General features: G+C 39.6%; 15 protein-coding genes and 1 pseudogene. All 16 read left to right on the plus strand.

The window, feature by feature from the left end; all coding sequences use genetic code 11:
- The 16 genes and pseudogenes from pseC (at position 1) to DDZ15_RS04210 (ending at position 20,666) form a co-directional block, all read left to right on the plus strand.
- Positions 1-1,236 carry a UDP-4-amino-4,6-dideoxy-N-acetyl-beta-L-altrosamine transaminase gene (gene pseC, locus DDZ15_RS04125; protein ID WP_109645173.1) on the plus strand — a complete coding sequence of 412 codons (1,236 nt, stop codon included), beginning with the start codon at positions 1-3 and terminating at the stop codon, positions 1,234-1,236.
- Positions 1,233-1,919 (plus strand): pseudaminic acid cytidylyltransferase, encoded by a 687-nt coding sequence (gene pseF / locus DDZ15_RS04130; RefSeq protein WP_109645175.1) that lies wholly within the window; start codon positions 1,233-1,235, stop codon positions 1,917-1,919. Before pseC ends, pseF begins: the two co-directional genes overlap by 4 nt.
- Entirely contained in the window at positions 1,916-2,917 is a 1,002-nt protein-coding gene (gene pseG, locus DDZ15_RS04135) for a UDP-2,4-diacetamido-2,4,6-trideoxy-beta-L-altropyranose hydrolase (protein ID WP_109645177.1), read from the plus strand. Before pseF ends, pseG begins: the two co-directional genes overlap by 4 nt.
- Complete coding sequence (locus DDZ15_RS04140) at positions 2,908-3,783, plus strand: methionyl-tRNA formyltransferase (protein ID WP_109645179.1); 876 nt, start codon at positions 2,908-2,910, stop codon at positions 3,781-3,783. The genes pseG and DDZ15_RS04140 overlap by 10 nt, the downstream gene beginning before the upstream one ends.
- On the plus strand, positions 3,783-4,823 hold the full coding sequence (gene pseI / locus DDZ15_RS04145; protein ID WP_109645181.1) for a pseudaminic acid synthase: 1,041 nt from the start codon (positions 3,783-3,785) through the stop codon (positions 4,821-4,823). Before DDZ15_RS04140 ends, pseI begins: the two co-directional genes overlap by 1 nt.
- Positions 4,820-6,262, plus strand: coding sequence for a lipopolysaccharide biosynthesis protein (locus tag DDZ15_RS04150; protein ID WP_109645183.1), 1,443 nt, complete (start codon positions 4,820-4,822; stop codon positions 6,260-6,262). Before pseI ends, DDZ15_RS04150 begins: the two co-directional genes overlap by 4 nt.
- Positions 6,263-6,266: 4 nt before the next feature.
- A complete protein-coding gene (locus tag DDZ15_RS04155; protein WP_109645185.1) occupies positions 6,267-7,676 on the plus strand; it encodes a glycosyltransferase family protein in 1,410 nt (469 codons plus the stop codon).
- The gene (locus DDZ15_RS04160; protein ID WP_109645187.1) at positions 7,673-9,043 is read left to right on the plus strand and encodes an oligosaccharide repeat unit polymerase; all 1,371 of its coding nucleotides are present in this window, start codon (positions 7,673-7,675) and stop codon (positions 9,041-9,043) included. The genes DDZ15_RS04155 and DDZ15_RS04160 overlap by 4 nt, the downstream gene beginning before the upstream one ends.
- Positions 9,027-10,076, plus strand: coding sequence for a glycosyltransferase family 4 protein (locus DDZ15_RS04165; protein WP_109645189.1), 1,050 nt, complete (start codon positions 9,027-9,029; stop codon positions 10,074-10,076). Before DDZ15_RS04160 ends, DDZ15_RS04165 begins: the two co-directional genes overlap by 17 nt.
- Positions 10,073-10,930, plus strand: coding sequence for a sulfotransferase family protein (locus DDZ15_RS04170; RefSeq protein ID WP_109645190.1), 858 nt, complete (start codon positions 10,073-10,075; stop codon positions 10,928-10,930). Before DDZ15_RS04165 ends, DDZ15_RS04170 begins: the two co-directional genes overlap by 4 nt.
- 4 nt (positions 10,931-10,934) lie before the next feature.
- Positions 10,935-11,987 (plus strand): polysaccharide deacetylase family protein, encoded by a 1,053-nt coding sequence (locus DDZ15_RS04175; protein WP_109645193.1) that lies wholly within the window; start codon positions 10,935-10,937, stop codon positions 11,985-11,987.
- The gene (locus DDZ15_RS04180; protein ID WP_109645195.1) at positions 11,968-13,158 is read left to right on the plus strand and encodes a delta-aminolevulinic acid dehydratase; all 1,191 of its coding nucleotides are present in this window, start codon (positions 11,968-11,970) and stop codon (positions 13,156-13,158) included. Before DDZ15_RS04175 ends, DDZ15_RS04180 begins: the two co-directional genes overlap by 20 nt.
- A gap of 3 nt (positions 13,159-13,161) precedes the next feature.
- A complete protein-coding gene (locus tag DDZ15_RS04185) occupies positions 13,162-13,863 on the plus strand; it encodes a WecB/TagA/CpsF family glycosyltransferase (RefSeq protein WP_109645197.1) in 702 nt (233 codons plus the stop codon).
- Positions 13,864-14,162: 299 nt separating this feature from the next.
- Positions 14,163-15,257: pseudogene (gene wecB / locus DDZ15_RS17060) on the plus strand (non-hydrolyzing UDP-N-acetylglucosamine 2-epimerase).
- A 764-nt stretch (positions 15,258-16,021) separates the two neighbouring features.
- Positions 16,022-17,203, plus strand: a complete 1,182-nt coding sequence (locus tag DDZ15_RS04200) for an MraY family glycosyltransferase (RefSeq protein WP_109645201.1) — start codon at positions 16,022-16,024, stop codon at positions 17,201-17,203.
- 988 nt (positions 17,204-18,191) lie between these two features.
- Positions 18,192-20,666 carry an SLBB domain-containing protein gene (locus DDZ15_RS04210; RefSeq protein WP_109645205.1) on the plus strand — a complete coding sequence of 825 codons (2,475 nt, stop codon included), beginning with the start codon at positions 18,192-18,194 and terminating at the stop codon, positions 20,664-20,666.
- Positions 20,667-20,721 lie beyond the last annotated feature (55 nt).

Raw genomic sequence — 20,721 nt, forward strand, 5'->3', positions numbered from 1 at the left:
ATGGAAGCAATACCTTACGGTCGCCAAAATATAACAGATGAAGATATCCAGGCTGTCGCTGAAACATTAAAATCCGACTACCTCACCCAGGGGCCCCGCATAGCCGAGTTTGAAGAAGCCTTTGCGGATTATGTAGGTTCCAAATATGCCGTAGCGGTTTCCAACGGTACGGCTGCCCTTCATCTGTGTACACTCGCTTTGAATGTGCTTGAAGGAGACAAAGTTATTACAACGCCAATTACCTTTGCGGCTTCGGCTAATTGCGTTAGGTATTGCGGCGGAGAAGTAATTTTTGCAGATATCGATCCGGACACGTATTTGCTGGATATCGACAAGGTTCAAGAGCTGTTGGAAGCATCTCCTCAAGGCACCTACAAAGGAATGATACCGGTCGATTTTGCAGGGCGAGCTGTGGATCTGGAAGCGTTTCGGAAGCTGGCAGATGATTATGATCTGTGGATCATTGAAGACTCATGCCATGCTCCGGGCGGATACTTTATCGATAGCAATGGCAAACAGCAAAATTGTGGTAACGGCCAGTTTGCTGACCTGGCAATCTTTTCATTCCATCCGGTGAAGCACATAGCCTCCGGTGAAGGCGGAATGATCACAACAAGTAACAAAGTGCTTTATGAAAAGCTTCTCAAACTCCGCACCCACGGCATCACCAAATTCGAATCTGAGTATAAAAACTCCGTTGAATTTGCAGTGGGCTCTACTCAAAACTCAAAACTTTCCGATGAGTCGGGACTGCGAAAAGCACGCAGAAATACTCAAAAATACCCAGCATGGTATATGGAAATGCAGGAACTCGGTTATAATTACCGAATTACTGATTTTCAATGTGCATTAGGCCAAAGTCAGCTAAAAAGAGCGGATGAGGGGATTGAAATAAGAAGGGAAATAGCTGAACTTTATTTCAATGCTTTTAAAGGAAAGTCGTTCGTCAAAGGACAGTCGGGCGTGGTTGAAGGACATGCCTACCATCTATATGTGATTGAAGTAGAAGACCGTTTGGGATTATATAACTATTTGAGAGAAAATAACATCTATGCTCAGATTCATTACATCCCATGTCACTTAATGCCTTATTATCGTCAGTTTGGATGGAAAGAAGAAGATATGTTAAATGCTGAAAACTATTATAAGCATTGCATTAGTTTGCCGATATATCCAACATTGACTAAAGAACAACAGGATTTCGTAATTAAAAAGATCAATGAATATTACGAATGAAAAATATAGCAATTATACCGGCTAGGGGAGGAAGTAAGCGAATCCCCAGAAAAAATATTCGTGATTTTCTGGGCAAGCCTATTATAGCATATTCCATTGAGACTGCATTGGAAAGTGGACTTTTTGACGAAGTGATGGTTTCTACCGATGATTTTGAGATTGCTGAAATTTCAGAGAAATATAGAGCGAAAGTTCCTTTTTTAAGATCAGAAGAAACTGCGGATGATTACGCAACTACGGTGAATGTGCTTCTTGAAGTATTAAAAACATATCAGAAACAAGGAAAAAAATTCGAATATGGTTGTTGTATCTATCCAACAGCACCGCTGTTGAAGCCTTCTATTATAAAAAGCGGATATAAGAAACTCATGAGTGAAAGTTTTAGTACTGTGTTTCCGGTCGTTGAGTTTTCATATCCTATACTACGATCATTGAAGCTAAGTGGGAATGATAAAGTTGAAATGAATTGGCCAGAACATCAGGAGTCTCGTTCACAAGACTTGCCTAAGGCATATCACGATGCAGGTCAGTTCTATTGGTTCAACGTCGAAGAGTTTCTTAAAGAAGAAGAACTCTTCGGAAAAAATAGTGGGGCACTAATATTGCCAAATACCAGCGTACAGGATATTGATACTGAGGAAGACTGGAAGTTGGCAGAGATGAAAGCGAAGCTCTCAGAATGAATCAGAGGGTATACATACGAACTGATGGAAGTACTGATATAGGATTAGGCCATTTGGTACGGTGTATGTCACTTGCTCATATGCTCAAAAATGATTTTTCTATTCATTTCTTTGCATTAGAAATTCCAGATTCTCTTAAAAATGAGATCACTCAAAATGGCTGGGAAGTGAATGTTGTAGAGAAAGAATTAGATTTTGTGAATGAGCTTACCGGAGATGAAATCGTGGTACTCGATGGATACCAATTTGATTCTGATTGTCAGAAGCAAATAAAGGGTAAAGAATGCAAATTGGTTTGTATTGATGATTTCCACCAAGGGCATTTCTATGCAGACTTAGTGATCAATCATGCACCTGGTGTAATTAAAGATGATTATGAGGGCGAGCCATACACAAAATATTTATTGGGTCCTGATTATGCTTTGCTTAGACCAGAGTTTCTTGGTAGTAACTCACGAGCAGAAAATAACTCGAAAGGTATAAAGTATATATTCGTCTGTTTTGGAGGCTCCGATAATAAAAACCTTACATCTAAGATTTTATCATGGCTTCCTTCAAAAAATTACTCGGTCACAGCTGTACTTGGTAATGCTTACCTACATCAAGATGAATTGAATAAAGTGATAAAGAAAAGAGAGGATCTAAAAGTTATTGTAAAAAAATCTTTGAGTGCAAAAGAGATGAAGCTTGAACTGGAACATTCAGATTTTGCGATAGTGCCTGCAAGCGGCATTCTATTTGAGGTGATTTCAACCAAGCTTCCTGCTATGTCAGGGTATTACATTGATAATCAAAAAAGAATATATGACGGATTTAAGGCTTTAGGGTGCATTATTGATGCCATAAATTTTAGTAAAGAACATTTTCACAAAGCCATGCACTCAATAGATGATAAGAGCCTTGCATTGATCAGGGAAAACCAAAATCGAGCAATAGATGGAATGTCAATGAATCGAATCAATGAAGAATTTAAAAATCTTGCAAGTATATGCTTATAGGGATATTAACATCCGGCGGTCTGGGGTATAAGGTAATATCTGAGATAATAAATCGGATTAAGAAACCTGAGTTTATTGCCACTGATAGCAACTCTGAGCAAATTATTGAGTTTTCAAATCAAAACGAGGTATTGGCATTTATTGGCAACCCAAGAGGTGGGAAATTAGTCGATTTTCTGAAAAAGAATGAAATTGAAGTGGATCTAATTCTTTCGATTAATTACCTGTTTCTTTTGGATGAAGAGTTAATTGATTCTTTGCCGATGGCTATAAACCTGCATGGAAGCCTTCTTCCTAAATACAGGGGGCGCACTCCACATGTCTGGTCTATTATTAATGGGGAAACCAAAACCGGGGTAACAGCGCATGTAATTGATACTAATTGTGATACGGGTGATGTCGTAAAACAAGTAGAAGTTCCAATAGAAAAAGACGATACGGGTGCAACAATTCTGAAAAAGTTTGAGAAGATATACCCTGAGCTATTGTTTTCTGTTATAGAGGAGGCTCAATCAGATGATCTTAAAAGAGTCAAACAAGATAACAGTAAAGCCACTTTTTTTGGAAAGAGAACCCCGGATGACGGCTTGATTAACTGGAGTTGGCATAAAGAACGCATTCGCAATTGGGTACGGGCACAGGCTAATCCTTATCCAGGAGCATTTAGCCTGTTAAATGGAGAAAGGGTTATTGTAGACGAAGTAAATTATTCCGATATAGGATTTAGTGATACAACCAAAAACGGTACAATTTTAGATGTCATAGAAAATCCTATCATAAAATGTCCTAACGGGGCAGTTGAACTTACTCGAGTTAGGAACCAAGATATTTTGAAAAAATTTAAATCAAAGATGGTACTTAAGTAATGAAGATTGCAGATTTTGAAATTTCAGGAAAAAGCAGAACATTTATTATAGCTGAGCTTTCAGCGAATCACAATGGTGATAAGCAGATTGCAATTGATACTATCCGTGCGGCAAAAAAAGCTGGGGCGGATGCCATAAAGCTTCAAACCTATACTCCGGATACTATTACGATTGATTGCGATAACGAATACTTCCAGATACAAGAAGGGCTTTGGGAAGGTAAAACACTATACGAGCTTTACGGTGAAGCTTATACTCCTTGGGAATGGCATGAAGAATTATTCCAAGTGGCTAAAGAAGAGGGTTTAATATGTTTTTCTTCACCTTTCGATAAATCAGCCGTTGATTTTCTTGAAGAGCTAAATACGCCGGCGTATAAGATTGCTTCTTTTGAAATACAGGATATTCCGTTAATAGAATATGCTGCATCAAAGGGAAAACCTATCATTATGAGTACCGGAATTGCCAAAAAAGATGATATTAAACTTGCAATAGATAGCTGCCGGAATGTTGGTAACGAAGAAATTATTCTGCTAAAATGTACCTCTTCGTATCCGGCACCGATTGAATTGGCTAATCTGAAAACTATGGTCGATATGAAAGAACGATTTAGTGTTGAAGTGGGGCTTTCTGATCACACGCTTGGAAATACCGTTCCCATTGTGGCAACCAGTCTAGGAGCAAGAATCATCGAGAAACATTTTATTTTGGATAAATCAATTGGTGGTCCAGATGCGGACTTCTCCTTAGATCTGAAAGAATTTAGTTCCATGGTAAAAGCAGTAAGGGAAGTGGAAAAGGCATTAGGAGAAGTTACCTATGTACTTTCTGAAAAAGTTGAAAATAATAAAAAATTTGCTCGGTCCCTTTTTGCTGTTAAAGATATAAAGAAAGGAGAAGTGATTACTGAGGAAAATGTTAGATCGATTAGACCAGGGTATGGAATGCATCCTAAGCATTATGATGGAATAAAAGGTAAAAGAGTCGCAACAGATATTGTAAAGGGAGAGCCCATTAGCCAAATGCACCTTAATCAATGATAAAGATTTTCAATGCATTACTAAAAAATGGAATAGTACCATTTGTAGGGGTTAAGTATGCTAGTTTGGGGCTAAGTTTTATAGCGACTCTACTAATAGCTTCAAAATTGGCGCCTTTTTATTTTGGCATATGGGGTTTTATTCTGTTGATACAGCAGTATTTAACCTATTCTAATTTTGGCGTTAATTATTCATTGAATGCGATATTATCTACCAATTTTGAAAAGGAAGATGAATATAAAAGAAAGTTATTCCACAATACGCTGTTTCTAACACTATTCATTTCTTTATTTGTTCTTCTATTGTGGATAGGGTACTATTTTTGGCCAACAGATATTTTTGGGAAATATAACTTCAAAGAATATTCATTATACCTATTAATATTTATTTCTTTTGAAAATCTTAATCAGATATTTATAAATGTCTATAGGATATATAATAAACTTTTACTGGTTGGTTTAGCCCAACTATTTGTAGCACTTTCCAAATTAATACCGGTCTTATTATTAGATGGAGAAGCTTTAATTTATGGTTTGTTGGTTTTTCAAATCATCTTTTCTTCTCTCTCATTAGTTGTTTTTTGCTGGAATTCTCCACTTAAACTTGGTCTTAGTTTTAATTTAAACACATCAAGTCTTCTGTTAAAGCGTGGCGTTAGCTTGTTATTCTATAACATTAGCTTTTATTTTATTTTAATGACCACTAAAAGCTTAATTAGTGCTCTTTATTCAGTAGAAATGTATGGGGAGTTTTCTTTCAGTCTGAAACTGGCCTCTATAGCACATCTAGGAATGAACACTATTTCATTCCTGTTTTTCCCGAAATTTTTAAATCGATTAAAAAAAGATAGGGCTACTTCTGAAATCCTAAATAACTTGGACAATATTAAAAATGTTTACTCAACGCTCTACTTTATTATTACTTTACTGTTGGTTGCTTTAGTTCCTTTAATAGATCTAATGTTTCCAGATTATAAAGAAATAAAGCGCTTAATGATTGTAATTTTATTACTGAATTTAGGACTTAGCATTAAGGCGGGGCATAATTCATTATTAATATCCTGGGGAAAAGAAATTGCTATTACAGTTATTGGTTTTGTTATTATTGTGTTAAATATGGGCTTGATTTTCATTATTTATTACTTTGTAAAAGATATTTACATAGTATTGCTCTCTACTGTCGTTTCAGGTTTTCTGTATAGTTATTTGGTAATAATTTGGGGAGAGCGGGTTTTAGGAGAGAAAAGAGGGATAATGAATTCAAAAATATTTGTAAAATACGGACTTCCACTAATAGTAACCTTATCGATCGCTTATTTGCACAGTGCATTTTATGTTGTTCCGCTATTTATTTATCTAATATTAAATAGAAGAAATGTGATGACAGTTTGCAAAAAATGTTTGTCTTTGTTAAAAAATAAAGAAGCTTTGTCACTATAATAAAATGAAATTAGAAGAAGTAGAGAATGTTTTAGTTAATAGTGGTCTTAATAAAAGCCTGAAATTGGGCAATATAGATTTACAAAAAGTAAGTTATAATATTCTAAAATATCGAGAGGGTGGTAATGGTATATATATTTCTGGACTTAGATTAACTCTATTTCATATTAAGGAGGCTTTAGAGATTATAATTCAAACTATTTCAGGTAGGTTATATTATATCTTGGACTCTCTACATAAGTGGAAGTACTTTATCAAAAAAGATGTGTGCTTAATTAAAGCAGGCTCAATTGTGGATAGATTTAAGGATAAAAGCAATAAGATATTTAATTCTATCAGTTTTATTGAATTAAGTTTTTTAACCAAATCAAATTTTTTAAAGTCATTTAAACTGTTTTTTAATAATGATATTAATTACATACCAGTTTATCACCTAACCATAAGTGGTATATTAAGTTTATATAAATATTTTGTGGAATACCGAAAGCCGTTTTTTAATGGATTAGATGGGTTAAATAGTTATCAAAAATATTCAATAGAACTGTATTTAATTAAAATGTTATTGTATCGATCGTGGGCTGATTCTTATGCGCAAGTAATTGTCAGAAGATTTCAAGCAAAGGTTTATATATTTGACGTAGATCAAGATAGAAAATTTCAAATGTTAGCGGATGCATTAAATAAACTGGGACAACAAACTGTATTACTTCAACATGGTATTTTAACTAACCCATATTTGTATATACCTACCTGTAGATATATGTTATGTTGCAGTGAAAGAGAAAAAAAAGCATTGATTAAATCAGGTATTGAGCCGTTCAGATTAAAAGTAATTGGCAGTCCTGTACAAACCATAATCCCTGAGAAATTTAAATTGGTACCTTCTACTTTTAAAAACAAGTTCTTAATCATAGCAAGTGGTCGAATATCCACTCAGAAAACCTCTTATTATATTGAGACAATAAATTCAGTCAACTATAAAGAATATAAAACAGTAGTCAGGCTACATCCCCGCAGTTCAAATGAGATTGACCAATTATGGAAGAAGAGCTTTAATGATTATGCTTTTGATAATTATTCAGATATTTTTGAGCAAATTCAACATTCCGAAATTATTATTACTTGTTCATTAGATGCATTAATAAAGTGTCTATACCTTAGAAAACCCACCATTTGTGTACTAACTAAAGAAGAGTATGGATCGGATAAACTAAGTTTTTTGAAAGATATTTCGGGATTACCTATTTCATATGATTCAAAGTCACATCAAGAAAATTTAAATAAAATTATGGATCCAGATTGCCGTTCAGGAATTGCAAAAAAAGAATTATTGTACAATTTTGGGGAAAATGATATTCAAAAGGTGTCAAAAAATATTACCTCTGCTTTAATGAATATTTTTGAGTCTAGATGACAGCTATTGGATACATAATATTGCCGCTCGTTTTTATTTCAGTTTATTTTATTATAGAAAAAGGAATAAAATTAAACTTAGCCAAATTCTTGGGTTATTCTTTTGTTCTATCGTTAACAGTTCAGCTTTTCTTTAATAAAATTATCCCTTCTCTTACAGTAATTGCCGGTACTACAGTGCTGCTTATGCTTATCATAATCTGTGCTATGAAATTAATGATGAATCCTTCAATATTATCACGGAACAAATATCTTATATATATTATAGCATTCTTTATTCTTATCAGCTTTTATTTTCTGTTCTCTTCACTGGCATCTCCTGCTTCTCTCTTTAGCTATATTTACGAATTTCGAGTACTGTTTATAGTTTATCTATATACAGCTATAATTTTTGCATTTTCTAAAAGAGAAATTCTAAACGATGCTTTTTTATTTAAAGTTTTAGTATGGATGTTTGTTTTCCAGGTAGGTATAGGTGTATTGCAATATTCAAGTTTAGATATATCTAACTTATTTAAATTTAATCAGTGGGTACATAATGGAGAGATACAAGGAAGGATAGAGGATCAGGCTAACGTAAAAGTGTTAATAGGCACATTTGGTCACATGCATTCTTATAGTGCTTATTTAGTAATGATGACTTTATTCTTTGTTGGCTCAATAAAATGCAAGATTATAAAAGGATCATGGAATTATTACTTGTTAATTTGTACATCCATTATAATAATATTATTGACTGGTATAAGAACCCCTGTATTAAGTTTAATAGTTGGTATTTTGATGTTCTACTATTTAATAGAGAAAAAAAAATTCTTTTTAATACTAATTATTTTAGTCTTAGTTGTTCCATTTGTTGCTGATTTGATTGTATCCTCAATGGGTACTTCTCAATTGTCATCAGCAAATGATTTTGACAATCCTTTACTTAGAGTTGGATCATTGTTTACATCAATTTCGGGTGGTGCAAGAAGTGAAGATTATGTATTTGTTACACGAGGCAAAGATAAAATAAATCTAATATTAAATGCATTTATTCAATCTCCATTATTTGGCGCTTCAAAAGGATATTTACTGGGTCATGAATTTGATTCTCCCACAGATTATTATTTATTCTTAACAGTAATAGAATTTGGCATCATAGGCTTTTTATTATTATTAGCCCCATTTTTATATGTATTTCAAAAGCTAAAGCAGAATAAGAAAATATTTCCAATAGTATTTTCTGTATTTACAAGTTTAATAGTTAGTACTTTAGCCCATCATACTATTAATAATATGCCCCATATTATTACATTTGCTACAATCGTAGCTTTTCTTATTTCTAAATTGAATTTGAAAACTTATCATTTTTATGACAGTTCTCATTAACACTACACCTCCAACTAATTCAGGAGGAGTAGCAAATCATTACAAGGGGCTTAAAGAATATTGGACTGAAGAAGTCCACTATAATTATATTGGTGGCCGAAAAAATGTTCCAGGATCAATTATTATATGGTATGATCTGATAAAATTAATTTGGAAATTGATAGCGATTAAGCCGGACTTAGTTTTACTTAATCCTTCTTTGAGAAAAGGGGCAATCAAAAGAGATGGTCTATTTCTGAGAGTAAGTAAGATATTTGGTAAGAATACTGTGGTATTTTTTCATGGTTGGAACCAAGAGTTAGCTAAAGAGATTTCAAACTCACCATATAAATTTATTAAACTATTTAATAAGGCTGATAAAATTTTGGTTCTGGCTTCAGCGTTTAAAGAACAACTTAAAGACTGGGGTATTACCAAACCTATTTCACTTACAACCACAAAGGTAGATGATGAGTTAGTTTCACAATTTGTGATTACAGAGAAAAAATATACAAAGACCATTTTATTTTTGGCCCGGATAGAAAAGGCTAAGGGTATATTTATTGCATTGGATGCTTTTAAAACAATCAAAGAAGTTGTTACTGATGCAAGAATGATAATTGCAGGAAATGGAAATGCTTTGAATGAAGCGAAAAATTATGTAAAAAGCTCAAAACTGCGCGATATAAATTTTACAGGTTATTTGAGGGAGGAGGAACTTATCCAAACATATATACAATCTGACTTGTATATATTACCTACTTATGGAGAAGGAATGCCTACTTCTGTTTTAGAAGCAATGTCTTTTGGCTTGCCAGTAATTTCTCGGCCGGTTGGTGGAATGGTGGATTTTTTTGAAAATGGGAAAATGGGGTATTTGGTTAATTCATTCTCTCCGGAAGATTTTGCAAAACGAGTGATAGAAATTTTATTGGAGAAAGAGAAACATCAAGCTACGGGGCGTTATAATTTTCAGTATGCCAAAGAGCATTTTTATGCTTCGCATGTAGCCCGGGAAATGGAAAAGCATTTTTATGAAGTTGTAACCTTATGAGTAAAGAATTTATCTTCATTGTAGGCCAACATCGCACTGGATCTACCTTGCTTAAAAATATTCTGGATGCCCATTCTGGAATTAATATGGCCTTTGATGAGATGAATTTGTTTGAACCTTTTCGAAAAAATACACTTGATCGGTTTGTGGAAGAACAGAAGTTAAATGCAAGAGAAGTAGTAGGTTTAATTAAAGGGCAAAAAATTTATGGTACTTTTTGGAAAGACTTTGAAGAGTCTAGAATTGATTTTGATGATCTAGAAAGATGTCTTCAAAAATCAGAGATTATAAATAGTAAAACTATATTGAAGGCGATATTAAATCTTCTAAGGAAAAAAAAAGGGAGCATTTATTCAGGTGTTAAATACCCTGTACATGCAAGGAAGGTAGATTTTTTAATCTCTCATTTTCCAGATGCAAAAATTATTTTCTTAACTCGTAATCCATCTGCAATTATTGCTTCAAAACTGAACGATGAAGCGACACGTCAAAGAAAAAATAAATCTTGGTTACATCGATTTATTATTCACTATTTTACGATTCTATATTTCGCCATTGAATACATAATTTCTATCAATGCATATGAGAAATTTAAAGATCATGTAAAATTGATACAGTATGAACATTTAGTTACAGAGCAATCTGTAGCAGTTAGAGCATTATGCAAGTGGCTTGAGGTGGAATTTGATGTAACTATGTTGAATGTTTCTGGGAAAAAAAGTAGTCATGATATTCAAGAGAAAACCAAAGTCCATGGTTCCAGTCTGGATCGCTATAAAAAAATATTGAATATATGGGACAGGGCTTTGATTTGGTTTTTAACTGCTAAACACTTTAAAAAGTTACAAGCTTGACAGCATGAAACTTATACTTACCTTTGATTACGAACTATTCGGGGACGGAACCGGGGATGTGTTTGATCAAATGATTGAGCCAACTAAAGCTATTTTGGATGTTTGTGAACAGCAAGATATAAAGACTACTATCTTTTTTGAAGTACTGGAGTATCTTAAAATCAAAGAAGAGTGGGAAAATGGAAATAAGATGGGCTATAACAAGAATCCTGTTCAGGCTATTGATAATCAGATTCAGCGGGCAGCTGTATTTGGACATGATATACAACTACATCTACATCCCCAATGGGTGGGAGCCTCCTGGCAGGAAGATAGCTGGAAATTGAATTTGGAAAACTGGCGGTTGGGTGATTTTAGCTATCCCGGTTACACGATTGAAAAGTTACTTAAAGAGGGAAAGAATGCAATTGAAAAATTGGTGCAGAAAGTAGTTCCAGATTACCAATGCACCATACTACGGGCCGGAGGTTATAATATTATGCCTTCCAGAGAGGTATATGAGGCCATGAAAAACGTTGGTTTGCAGGCGGATAGTTCGGTGTATCCCGGGGGATATGAGCATGGGAGTTTATCCCGATACGATTACAGGGAGGTGCCATTGATAAAGGGGATATGGTGGGGAGCTAGAGAAGATTTAAGAAATGAAGGAAACACCAAAGAGATCATGGAAATTCCAGTATTTGCTTTACCACAACGCCGGATTCATAAATTGTTTAACATAGATAAAATAAAGTTTCTGATATTTGAAAAAGAACAGAATATAAGTTCGGTATCACGTGAAAAAATACAGAAACGAAGTCTCGGGCAAAAGCTGGAGTTCTTACTTGGAAAAGAAGCCTTTACGTGGGACTTTTGCTTGTTTAGTACTCATCTTCACAAGGCATTTTTTCGATATATAGAACATAATCTATTACAAGAAAGGAAGATATTTGTAATTATTGGGCACCCCAAAAGTTATAAGTCTGATCGTTCACTAAAAGCATTGATTAGCTTAGCCTTAGAAAGAAAGTTTTCATTCATTACGCTGAAGGAGGCTTATGAAAACTTCGTTAGGTAATGCTTTCCAAAAACTGAAAACTTACTGCGAAAACGAAAACTACCAGGGATGGGACCCCTACGACGGGTTAAACTCTAAAATCTTCCAATCTACCCCTTTTAAGCACTCGTCTTTTGCCCGTTTGGCATGGATTCAGCTTTTTAAACGTAATCCGGTAAACCTTCGCAAGCTGTTTTTGGTGTCCAAAGGCCACAACCCTAAAGCACTCGGGCTGTTTTTAACCGGCTATTGTAATTTGTATGAATTGGCGCAGGAAGGGAATGAACAGTTTGGCAGTACCGAAGAAATAAGGGAAAAGATTCAATACTTGGCAGATTTATTGATAGAACTCCAAACTCCAGGCTATTCCGGAGCCTGCTGGGGCTATAATTTTGACTGGCAGGCTCGGGGCGGGTTATTCTTCCCGGCTTTTACACCAACCGTAGTAGCCACTACTTATGCCGTAAATGGTTTATTGGATGCAAACCAAATTCTGCAAGATAAAAAGCTGGAAGAAGCGGCCGTTTCATCGGCAGAGTTTATTTTGCAAGATCTCAATCGAACTCAAAAAAAGGAAGGCTTCTTGTTTTCTTATGCACCTAAGTTTGGCAACAATACGGTCTATAATGCGTCCCTGTTGGGCAGTCGTTTGCTGGCAAGGATCTATTCGTTGACCAAAAATAAAGAATATGCGGAAGCCGCCCGTCAGTCGGTATTAGCCTGCTGCAATGCTCAAAATGAGGATGGCTCCTGGTACTACGGAGAGCTGGATATTCAGGATTGGATCGATAGTTTTCACACCGGTTTTAACCTGGATGCCATTTACGATTATAAGCAGTATACCGGGGATGAATCTTTTCAGGAAAATTATGAAAAAGGATTTCGGTATTACATTCAACATTTTTTTCTGGATGACGGAACTCCAAAATATTATCACGATACAACTTATCCCATAGATATCCACTGTCCGGCACAGTTCATTACTACCTTGTCCAAAACTAATCGTTTTCAACAGCATGAAACATTGGCTGAAAAGGTTATAAACTGGACCATTCAAAATATGCAGAATGCCAAAGGGTATTTCTACTATCAGAAAAAGAAATCACATACCAATAAAATTCCCTACATGCGGTGGAGTCAGGCCTGGATGTTTGCGGCAATGTCTTATTATCTAAAGGAAATACAGGATTAAGTCATGAGTAAATCCGTACAAATAAACGGGTATCGAGTGTATCCATTTAAAAACCGAAAAGCTTTTCTATCCTTTTTGAAAAACGGACATTGGGAAAATATACTGGTTGCCCTGAATGCTGAAAAAATCATTCGCGAAGATGAAGAGCTCAGGGACTTGGTAAATAAGAATATCGGCTACCCGGATGGTGTGGGAGCCGTTTGGGCTTTGCGCAGGGCCGGAAAGGAGGCCATTAAAATTCCCGGAGCAGAATTCTGGCTGGATATTATTGAGGCATTTCATAAGGAAAAAACCTTTTACCTAGTGGGTGGTAAGCCGGAAGTGATGGAAGATACGATTCAAAAGTTAAAGAAACAGTTTCCAGATCTGAACCTTGCCGGTTACCGCAATGGGTACTTTAATGAAGAAGAGTACCAAATACTCAAGGAAGAGATCTTCCAAAAAAAACCAGATATAGTGTTTGTAGCAATGGGGAGCCCCAAGCAGGAATATATAATGCAGGAGCTGCAAGAGCAGCACAAAGCCCTTTACATGGGTCTCGGAGGTAGCTTTGATGTGTATACCGGCTATGTACAACGCGCTCCCAATTCGTGGATTAACCTAAACCTGGAGTGGGCTTATCGATTGCTGAAGCAACCTTCAAGAATTGGTCGTCAGCGAGTGTTGGTGAAGTTTTTGTATAAGTTGTTGCTCGGAAAGCTTTAGAAGCGGGTCATGATCGTATCCTAATCAGTTATATAAGACGTCAGATCGAGCGCGTCAAACTTGCTCAGACTGAAGTGGGGGTAGTCGAAAACACTTGTCTGTCAGTCTCTTCTTGTCTGAGTCCATATCTTGAAAAAAACTCTCAATTAAGAACCGTAGTATCTTTAATATAAATTACGAATGATTAAATTACAGTTCTAAAATATGGTTTCTCGAGAGTAATATTTCACTTTTTACCTTAATTCGCTTATTACATTACGATCAGTAAACTATTTTAAAATTAAATAGAACAAAACTTCATGTACATAGACCTCATCGCCGGAGCACGACCCAATTTTATGAAGATTGCTCCCATCATCGACGCCATCAAAGCAGAACAAGAGAACGGGACAGATATCGATTTTAGGCTGGTGCATACCGGTTAGCACTATGACAAAAATATGAGTGGTTCTTTTTTTGAACAGCTGGGGATTCCGGCCCCTGATGTAAACTTGGGAGCGGGTGGCGGAACGCAGGCGGTACAGACCGCGGCCATCATGACCGGCTACGAGAAACTGCTGATAGACAAACCTTAGGATCTATGCCCGTTGGTGGCGGATGTAACTTCCACAATGGCGTGTGCGATAACCGCCCAGAAAATGCACATACCGGTAGCACATGTGGAGGCGGGTATCCGGTCGGGCGATTGGAGGATGCCAGAGGAGATTAACCGCCTTGCCACGGACGCGGTGACCAATTGGTTTTTTACAACCTCGGAAATTGCCAATGAAAACCTGCGCAAGAGTGGGCTGGAGGATGAGAGGATCTTTTATGTGGGCAATACGATGATCTATACACTGCTGAAGCAATGTCCACGGTTCCGAAAGCCGGATGTGTGGGATTAGGTTGGCCTCGAGGAAGGTAATTATATCGTAATGACCCTTCACCGACCAGTGAATGTAGATGAAGAGGAGGCTCTCATGGGTCTGATGGATGAGCTGATTGCCAACGCTCAAGATCTGCCGCTGGTATTCCCGGTCCACCCGCGAACGGCAAAAATGCTAGAAAAGCTGGGAATTGGTTATGAGCGTCTGCACATTATCGAACCGTGGGTTACCTTGAGTTTAACTACCTGGTGGAGCGGTCGAAGGCGGTGGTGACCGACTCGGGCGGTTTTACCTAGGAGACGACAGTCATGGGCATTCAGTGCATGACACTGCGTGATAGAACCGAGCGCCCGGGAGACCATCACCATCGGTACCAACAAACTGCTGGGAGTAAACCCGGAAGCAATCAAACCGGCGATGGATAAACTATTCGCCGGCGAGTGGAAAAAGGGAGGCATCCCGGAGATGTGGGATGGGAAAACATCGGGAAGAATCGTTGGGGAGATTATGAAGTTGATTGGCAGATAGTAGATGGTCAGTGGCAGACGGGAATAAGATCAAGCATTTTCAGCGTTAAGTAAACGTCTAGAAATATTAAGTAACGTGAGTTCGAGATAAGGAACTGAACCCGAAAAGTATCACTTGAAGGGGGGAAGAGACTCGCAAGAGCCGAATGGAACGGGCAGCCCCATCGGGATCCCTGCTAAGCTGAGTGTTGATTTGACTTAAATATTAAAATTTTGGCGTTAATTTCATTACGATTCATCACCCACTACCCCTTTCTTTAATAAACTCTCTTGTCGAATTGAAGTTAATCACGAATTTTTCTGTAAAATTCTGTAACGAAAATGATCCAGCCTTCTCTTTGGGTGTAGTGACAGTGTATCCGGCCGGAGTTTTTAGGAGTGAAACAAGATACAGATCTTCGAATCGGGCTGACCCGCACATGTCACCGCGAGTACGGCAGTTTTGGATATTTGCCGGTACCAGATATATGGAACCGGTAAAAATTCTGAATAATTGCTTCATGCATTAGGTATTAACTGCATCCTGTGTGTAGTAAATTTGAAGCCCGCAACTGCTGAATAGTAAAAGTACGCAGGGAATGATTAAAAACATTGGGTTAACACGAAATTAATTCAATACATGCCAAAGTTTTTTGTTATATTCGCGCATAGATTAAAATCATCTACGGTACGAAGGCCCGGATTTGACGTTTTTCAGGAGTACAAAATAAGATTGGTGGGAAACCGTCAAACCGCACATATTGAAAGAATAAAGATATCATTTACATGAATTTGCCACTTTTGCAAACGGTCCTCGCAATGGCTGTGACGGTTGGGATTGTGTACAAACTAATTCCGCTCCTTGTCAAGGTAGCCTATTTTAAGGATCTGTATGACAAACCTGACGGGGAACGCAAACTTCACGACCGCTACATTACCTACCTCGGAGGGGTCGCTATATTTATCGGACTCTTCATCGGTTTTTCGCTTAGCGGCTATGCGGGACAGCTTCAGGGTTTTGAGTTTCTCTCCGTTGCAATGATCGCGCTCTTCTTCACAGGCCTAAAGGATGATTTGATGGGCCTATCCCCATCCAAAAAGCTGGCCATCGAGCTCTTTGCAGCTGTTTTGCTGATTGCAGGGTGCGGGGCGATGATTTCCAATTTTCATGGAATGTTTGGAATTGAATCGATTCCTGTTTACGTCTCTATCCCCGTTACCATCTTTACTGTGATTGTGGTTATGAACTCCTTCAACCTGATTGACGGCATCGATGGACTTGCCGGCGGTATCGGCATGATCGCATCACTCTTTCTGGCGGCCGGATTCTACAGCGCCGGCTATACCGCACTCATGCTGCTGGCAATCTTTACTGCTGTGTCCCTGTTCGGGTTTTTGATGCATAATTTTCATCCCGCAAGAATCTTTATGGGAGATACCGGATCGCTCGTGGTTGGACTGTTGCTCGCTTTTCTGACCATCAACTACCTGGGACTGAGCGGAAATACAGAATACGCCGGCTTGTACCATAACGCTTCGGTTATCCTGCCGGTTGCATTTCTTGCCATTCCTCTATACGATACTCTTACTGTATTTGTGAAACGCCTGGCAAGGGGCGACGGACCCTTTACACCCGGTAAAGATCATGTTCACCATCAGCTTCTGGACATGGGCTTTTCTCAAAAACAGACTACGGTCTTTCTCTACCTCGTAACCATCCTTATTGGTTTACTGGCCATCTCATTGTCCGGCCTGAATAATAACCTGATTCTGGGTGTGATCGTCCTTTTCATGGTCTCATTTCTTCCCACCAACGGCTACAAGCGCAGCATCCTCAAGAAACTGGGCATTTTCGACCTCGACCGGCACAAGCAGCTGCAGGATCTCCGGGAAGAGCGTCGAACCCTGGTCGAAGAGAAGGAACGTCCCACCCGGCAGCGCGCCGGCCAGGAGAAAGAACTGGCGTAAGAAATTACCCTCGGTATTTTGAACGAGGGTTAAAACCCTCGCTCGTGTGTGTCACCCAGCTGTCGCGGGGTTTAAGTTCGGCAAAGATGATGGCTCAAACACCAAGCCCGAGTCATCGAGGGCGACATTAACGAGCCGGTAATTCATTGCCGGCAGAATTGCATCGGAAACATATTCAGAATTCTGCAACAGTTCATTTGAAATTCCATCCGCGAACCCCTCGTTTAAAATCCGATTGTTGAATAAAATATCGCTTCGGGGTGGGTGGTGTCATTCATCACTACACCGCGCTTCTCACGGCGCTGGTGATTTCGCACCATTGGTGCTGTGGATCCTGCATTTAAGTAGCCTCACAAGAGAGTCAAATTCAACATCCAATTTCTCGGTTTATCGGTTGCTTTTTTTTTCTGTTCTCCCATGTTCCGGAGGAACATCTGGTGGGTAGCCCAAAACGGGCGCCGGCGGCCAGGCCTCCGGGCGGGGTGGACGAAAAAGCATGGGATGACGTCCGGAGGTTGCACCCAAATCACGGGAATGGGTATTGGGATGTAAATCTCCTCTGTACGTTCTGTCTTAAACCCCTCGATCTGTATGTGAACGTTGATTACAATTGCGCCTCGGGGGCTATTTTCGTGCTTCATACAACCCCGCGCTGTCGCACGGGGCTATGAACATTCAACGCCTCCGGCGTTAGTGAAGCTGCAGAGACAGCTATGTAACGCGTAAACGTGTTGAACTACTGCAAGGAGAACACTTTCTCGGTTTATCGGTTGTTCTGTTTTTCTGTTGTTCTGTTTTTTTCCCCCGTGCCCTCCGCGGCAACCCCTTATCGAGCTGGTTCCAACATCTAACCCGAACACACACATCCTCTGCGTTCTTTGCCCCGAGACTTCGGGGCGGTTAATTCCTTTCAGGAAAAAGAAATAAAATCCGTAATTTCGGTACTGATTTACAGAATGCAACCCAACCATAAAACGCCATCATCTCCATGCACAAGAAGATCCTGATTCTGCTCAGCCTCTCTGCGCTCTTCACACTGTTTCTTGCATCAGCAGTTCAAGCACAAAGTTTTGGATCGATTGATCTCAGCACCGTCAACGTCAATGAACTTAGTGAGGAGCAGATTCGTCAGGCCGATCAGGAAATCCGTGACCGCGGACTCACCCTTCAGCAGTTCGAACAGCTGGCCATCGCACAGGGTGCCAGCCGCCTGCAGGTATCACAGCTGGTGCAGCGTATTCGCTCATTTCGCGCATCATCCGGAATCGAATCCGCGGAACAATCAACCGGGGAGGCACGTGATGTTATGATCCCCCTGGACGAATCGGATGTTTACCGGGAACAGACAGACCGTCTGCCTGTAGCTGATCGCACTCAGACTGAAAATGACTCGTTGAAGGTATTCGGAATGGATCTGTTTCGGCAGGTCGCCGTCAGTTTTGAACCGTCCCTGAATCTACCCACACCGGTCGATTACGTGCTTGGGGCAGGGGATGAACTTGTGATCGATATCTGGGGAGCATCTGAGCAGACCTACAGGCTTACGGTGAGTCCGGAGGGATCCATCCGCATTCCCAACCTGAGCCCGATACAGGTTAACGGTTTGCAGATGAATGAAGCGGAGGAACGGATTTTATCGCGTCTCACAAATATTTACTCCGGTCTGAGGCCTAACAATCCCGGAGAAGGGAATACCTTTGCCCAGGTGACGCTTGGCAATGTACGCAGCATCAAGGTGACGGTAATTGGTGAGGTTACGCGGCCGGGCACGTATACCATCCCGTCTCTGGCCACAGCGTTTAATGCGCTCTTTGCTGCCGGCGGACCAACCCGAAATGGCACATTTCGGAATATTCAGATCATCCGCTCAAATGAAGTGGTTGAAACACTTGATATTTATGATTTTCTTGTGACCGGTACACAGGAGAGTAATATACGTCTCCGTGATCAGGATGTGATCAAGATTGATCCATATGTAAATCGCGTTCACGTTTGGGGAGAAACCAAGCGAAAAGGTTTTTTTGAAACTATTGATGGTGAGACGCTCAGCGATCTTTTGGAATTTACAGCAGGTTTTACCGATCAGGCCTATACACGAACGTTAACCCTGGAAGGGATGACTCCCGAAATGCGCCGTGTCACAACCATCCTCTACCCTGAAGAAGCAAATCTGGAGATCAGGAATGGTGATAAACTTCGCATAGGTGAAATTATGGACCGTTTTGTAAACCGCGTTCGGATTCGGGGAGCCGTTTACCGTCCGGGGGCATATGAGTACAAGGAAGGAATGACACTGTATGATCTGGTTACACAGGCTGATGGCCCTCTGGAAGAAGCGTTTCTGCAGCGTGCTGTGATTGAAAGGCTGAAGGAAAACCGCGAGCCTGAAATACTCTCTTTCAGCCTGGAACGGCTTTTAAATGATCCTGCCGGTTACGACATTCCTCTTCGTCCGGACGATCTCGTGCGGGTGTCAAACATTTTTGATCTGCAGGAGGAGTATACCGTTCGCGTAAGGGGTGCGGTTAACAGCAGCGGGACGTTTGAATTCCGCGACGGATTGACCCTTGAAGACGCCATTCTGCAGGCTGACGGATTTCGGGATAATGCAGCTCCATATCGTGTGGAGGTTGCCAGGAGAATAACAAACGATTCGTCGTCAGAAAGACGTATGGACAGGGTTGCAGAGGTATTTCAATTTGAGGTTGAAGAGTATCTGGGCCTGAGTGAGGATGACGGTGATTTTGAGCTGATGCCGTTTGATCAGGTCTATGTCCGAACCCGACCCAATTATCAGGTGCAGCAAACCGTTCGCATAGAAGGAGAGGTGGAGTTCCCCGGTGAATATGTATTGCCAACCAGAACCACCCGTTTGTCGGATATCATAGAGATGGCAGGCGGATTGTCGGATTATGCCTATCCGGAAGGGGCTTCATTGGATCGAACCATGTCGGATTTAACGGCCGAAGAACTTGAATTTCTGGATCCGGAGGAAAGAAGCGATCAGATGAATGGGGGTAATCGTACACTTGTGGGAATTCAATTGAATACCGCACTTCAGCGACCCGGCGGCAGGGATGATCTTATTCTTGAGAACGGAGACGTGATTACTGTGCCCAAGGAGCTTCAAACCGTTCGTATAGAGGGAGAGGTTTTGTCACCGACCAGTGTTCGGTACGAGTCCGGTAAATCATTTCAAAGCTATATCAACTCTGCAGGCGGGGTCACGGACAATGCCCGTCGCAAGCGTGCCTATATTGTGTACGCGAACGGTGAGGTGGACCGCACCCGTCGTTTTCTTTTTTTCCGGAATAATCCCAGTGTTGAGCCCGGTGCAACGATTGTTATCCCCAGGGAGCCGGAGCAGCGCGAACTAACGGCACAGGAACGCGTCAGCATTGCGGCTACGCTGGCATCCACTACTGCAACGATTGCGCTCATAATTGACCGGATTACAAGGTAATATTTGGTACTGAGTATTTAATATTGAGTATTGAGAATTGAACAGGTACCTGGCT

Source organism: Rhodohalobacter mucosus, assembly GCF_003150675.1.
Classification (GTDB): Bacteria; Bacteroidota; Rhodothermia; order Balneolales; family Balneolaceae; genus Rhodohalobacter; species Rhodohalobacter mucosus.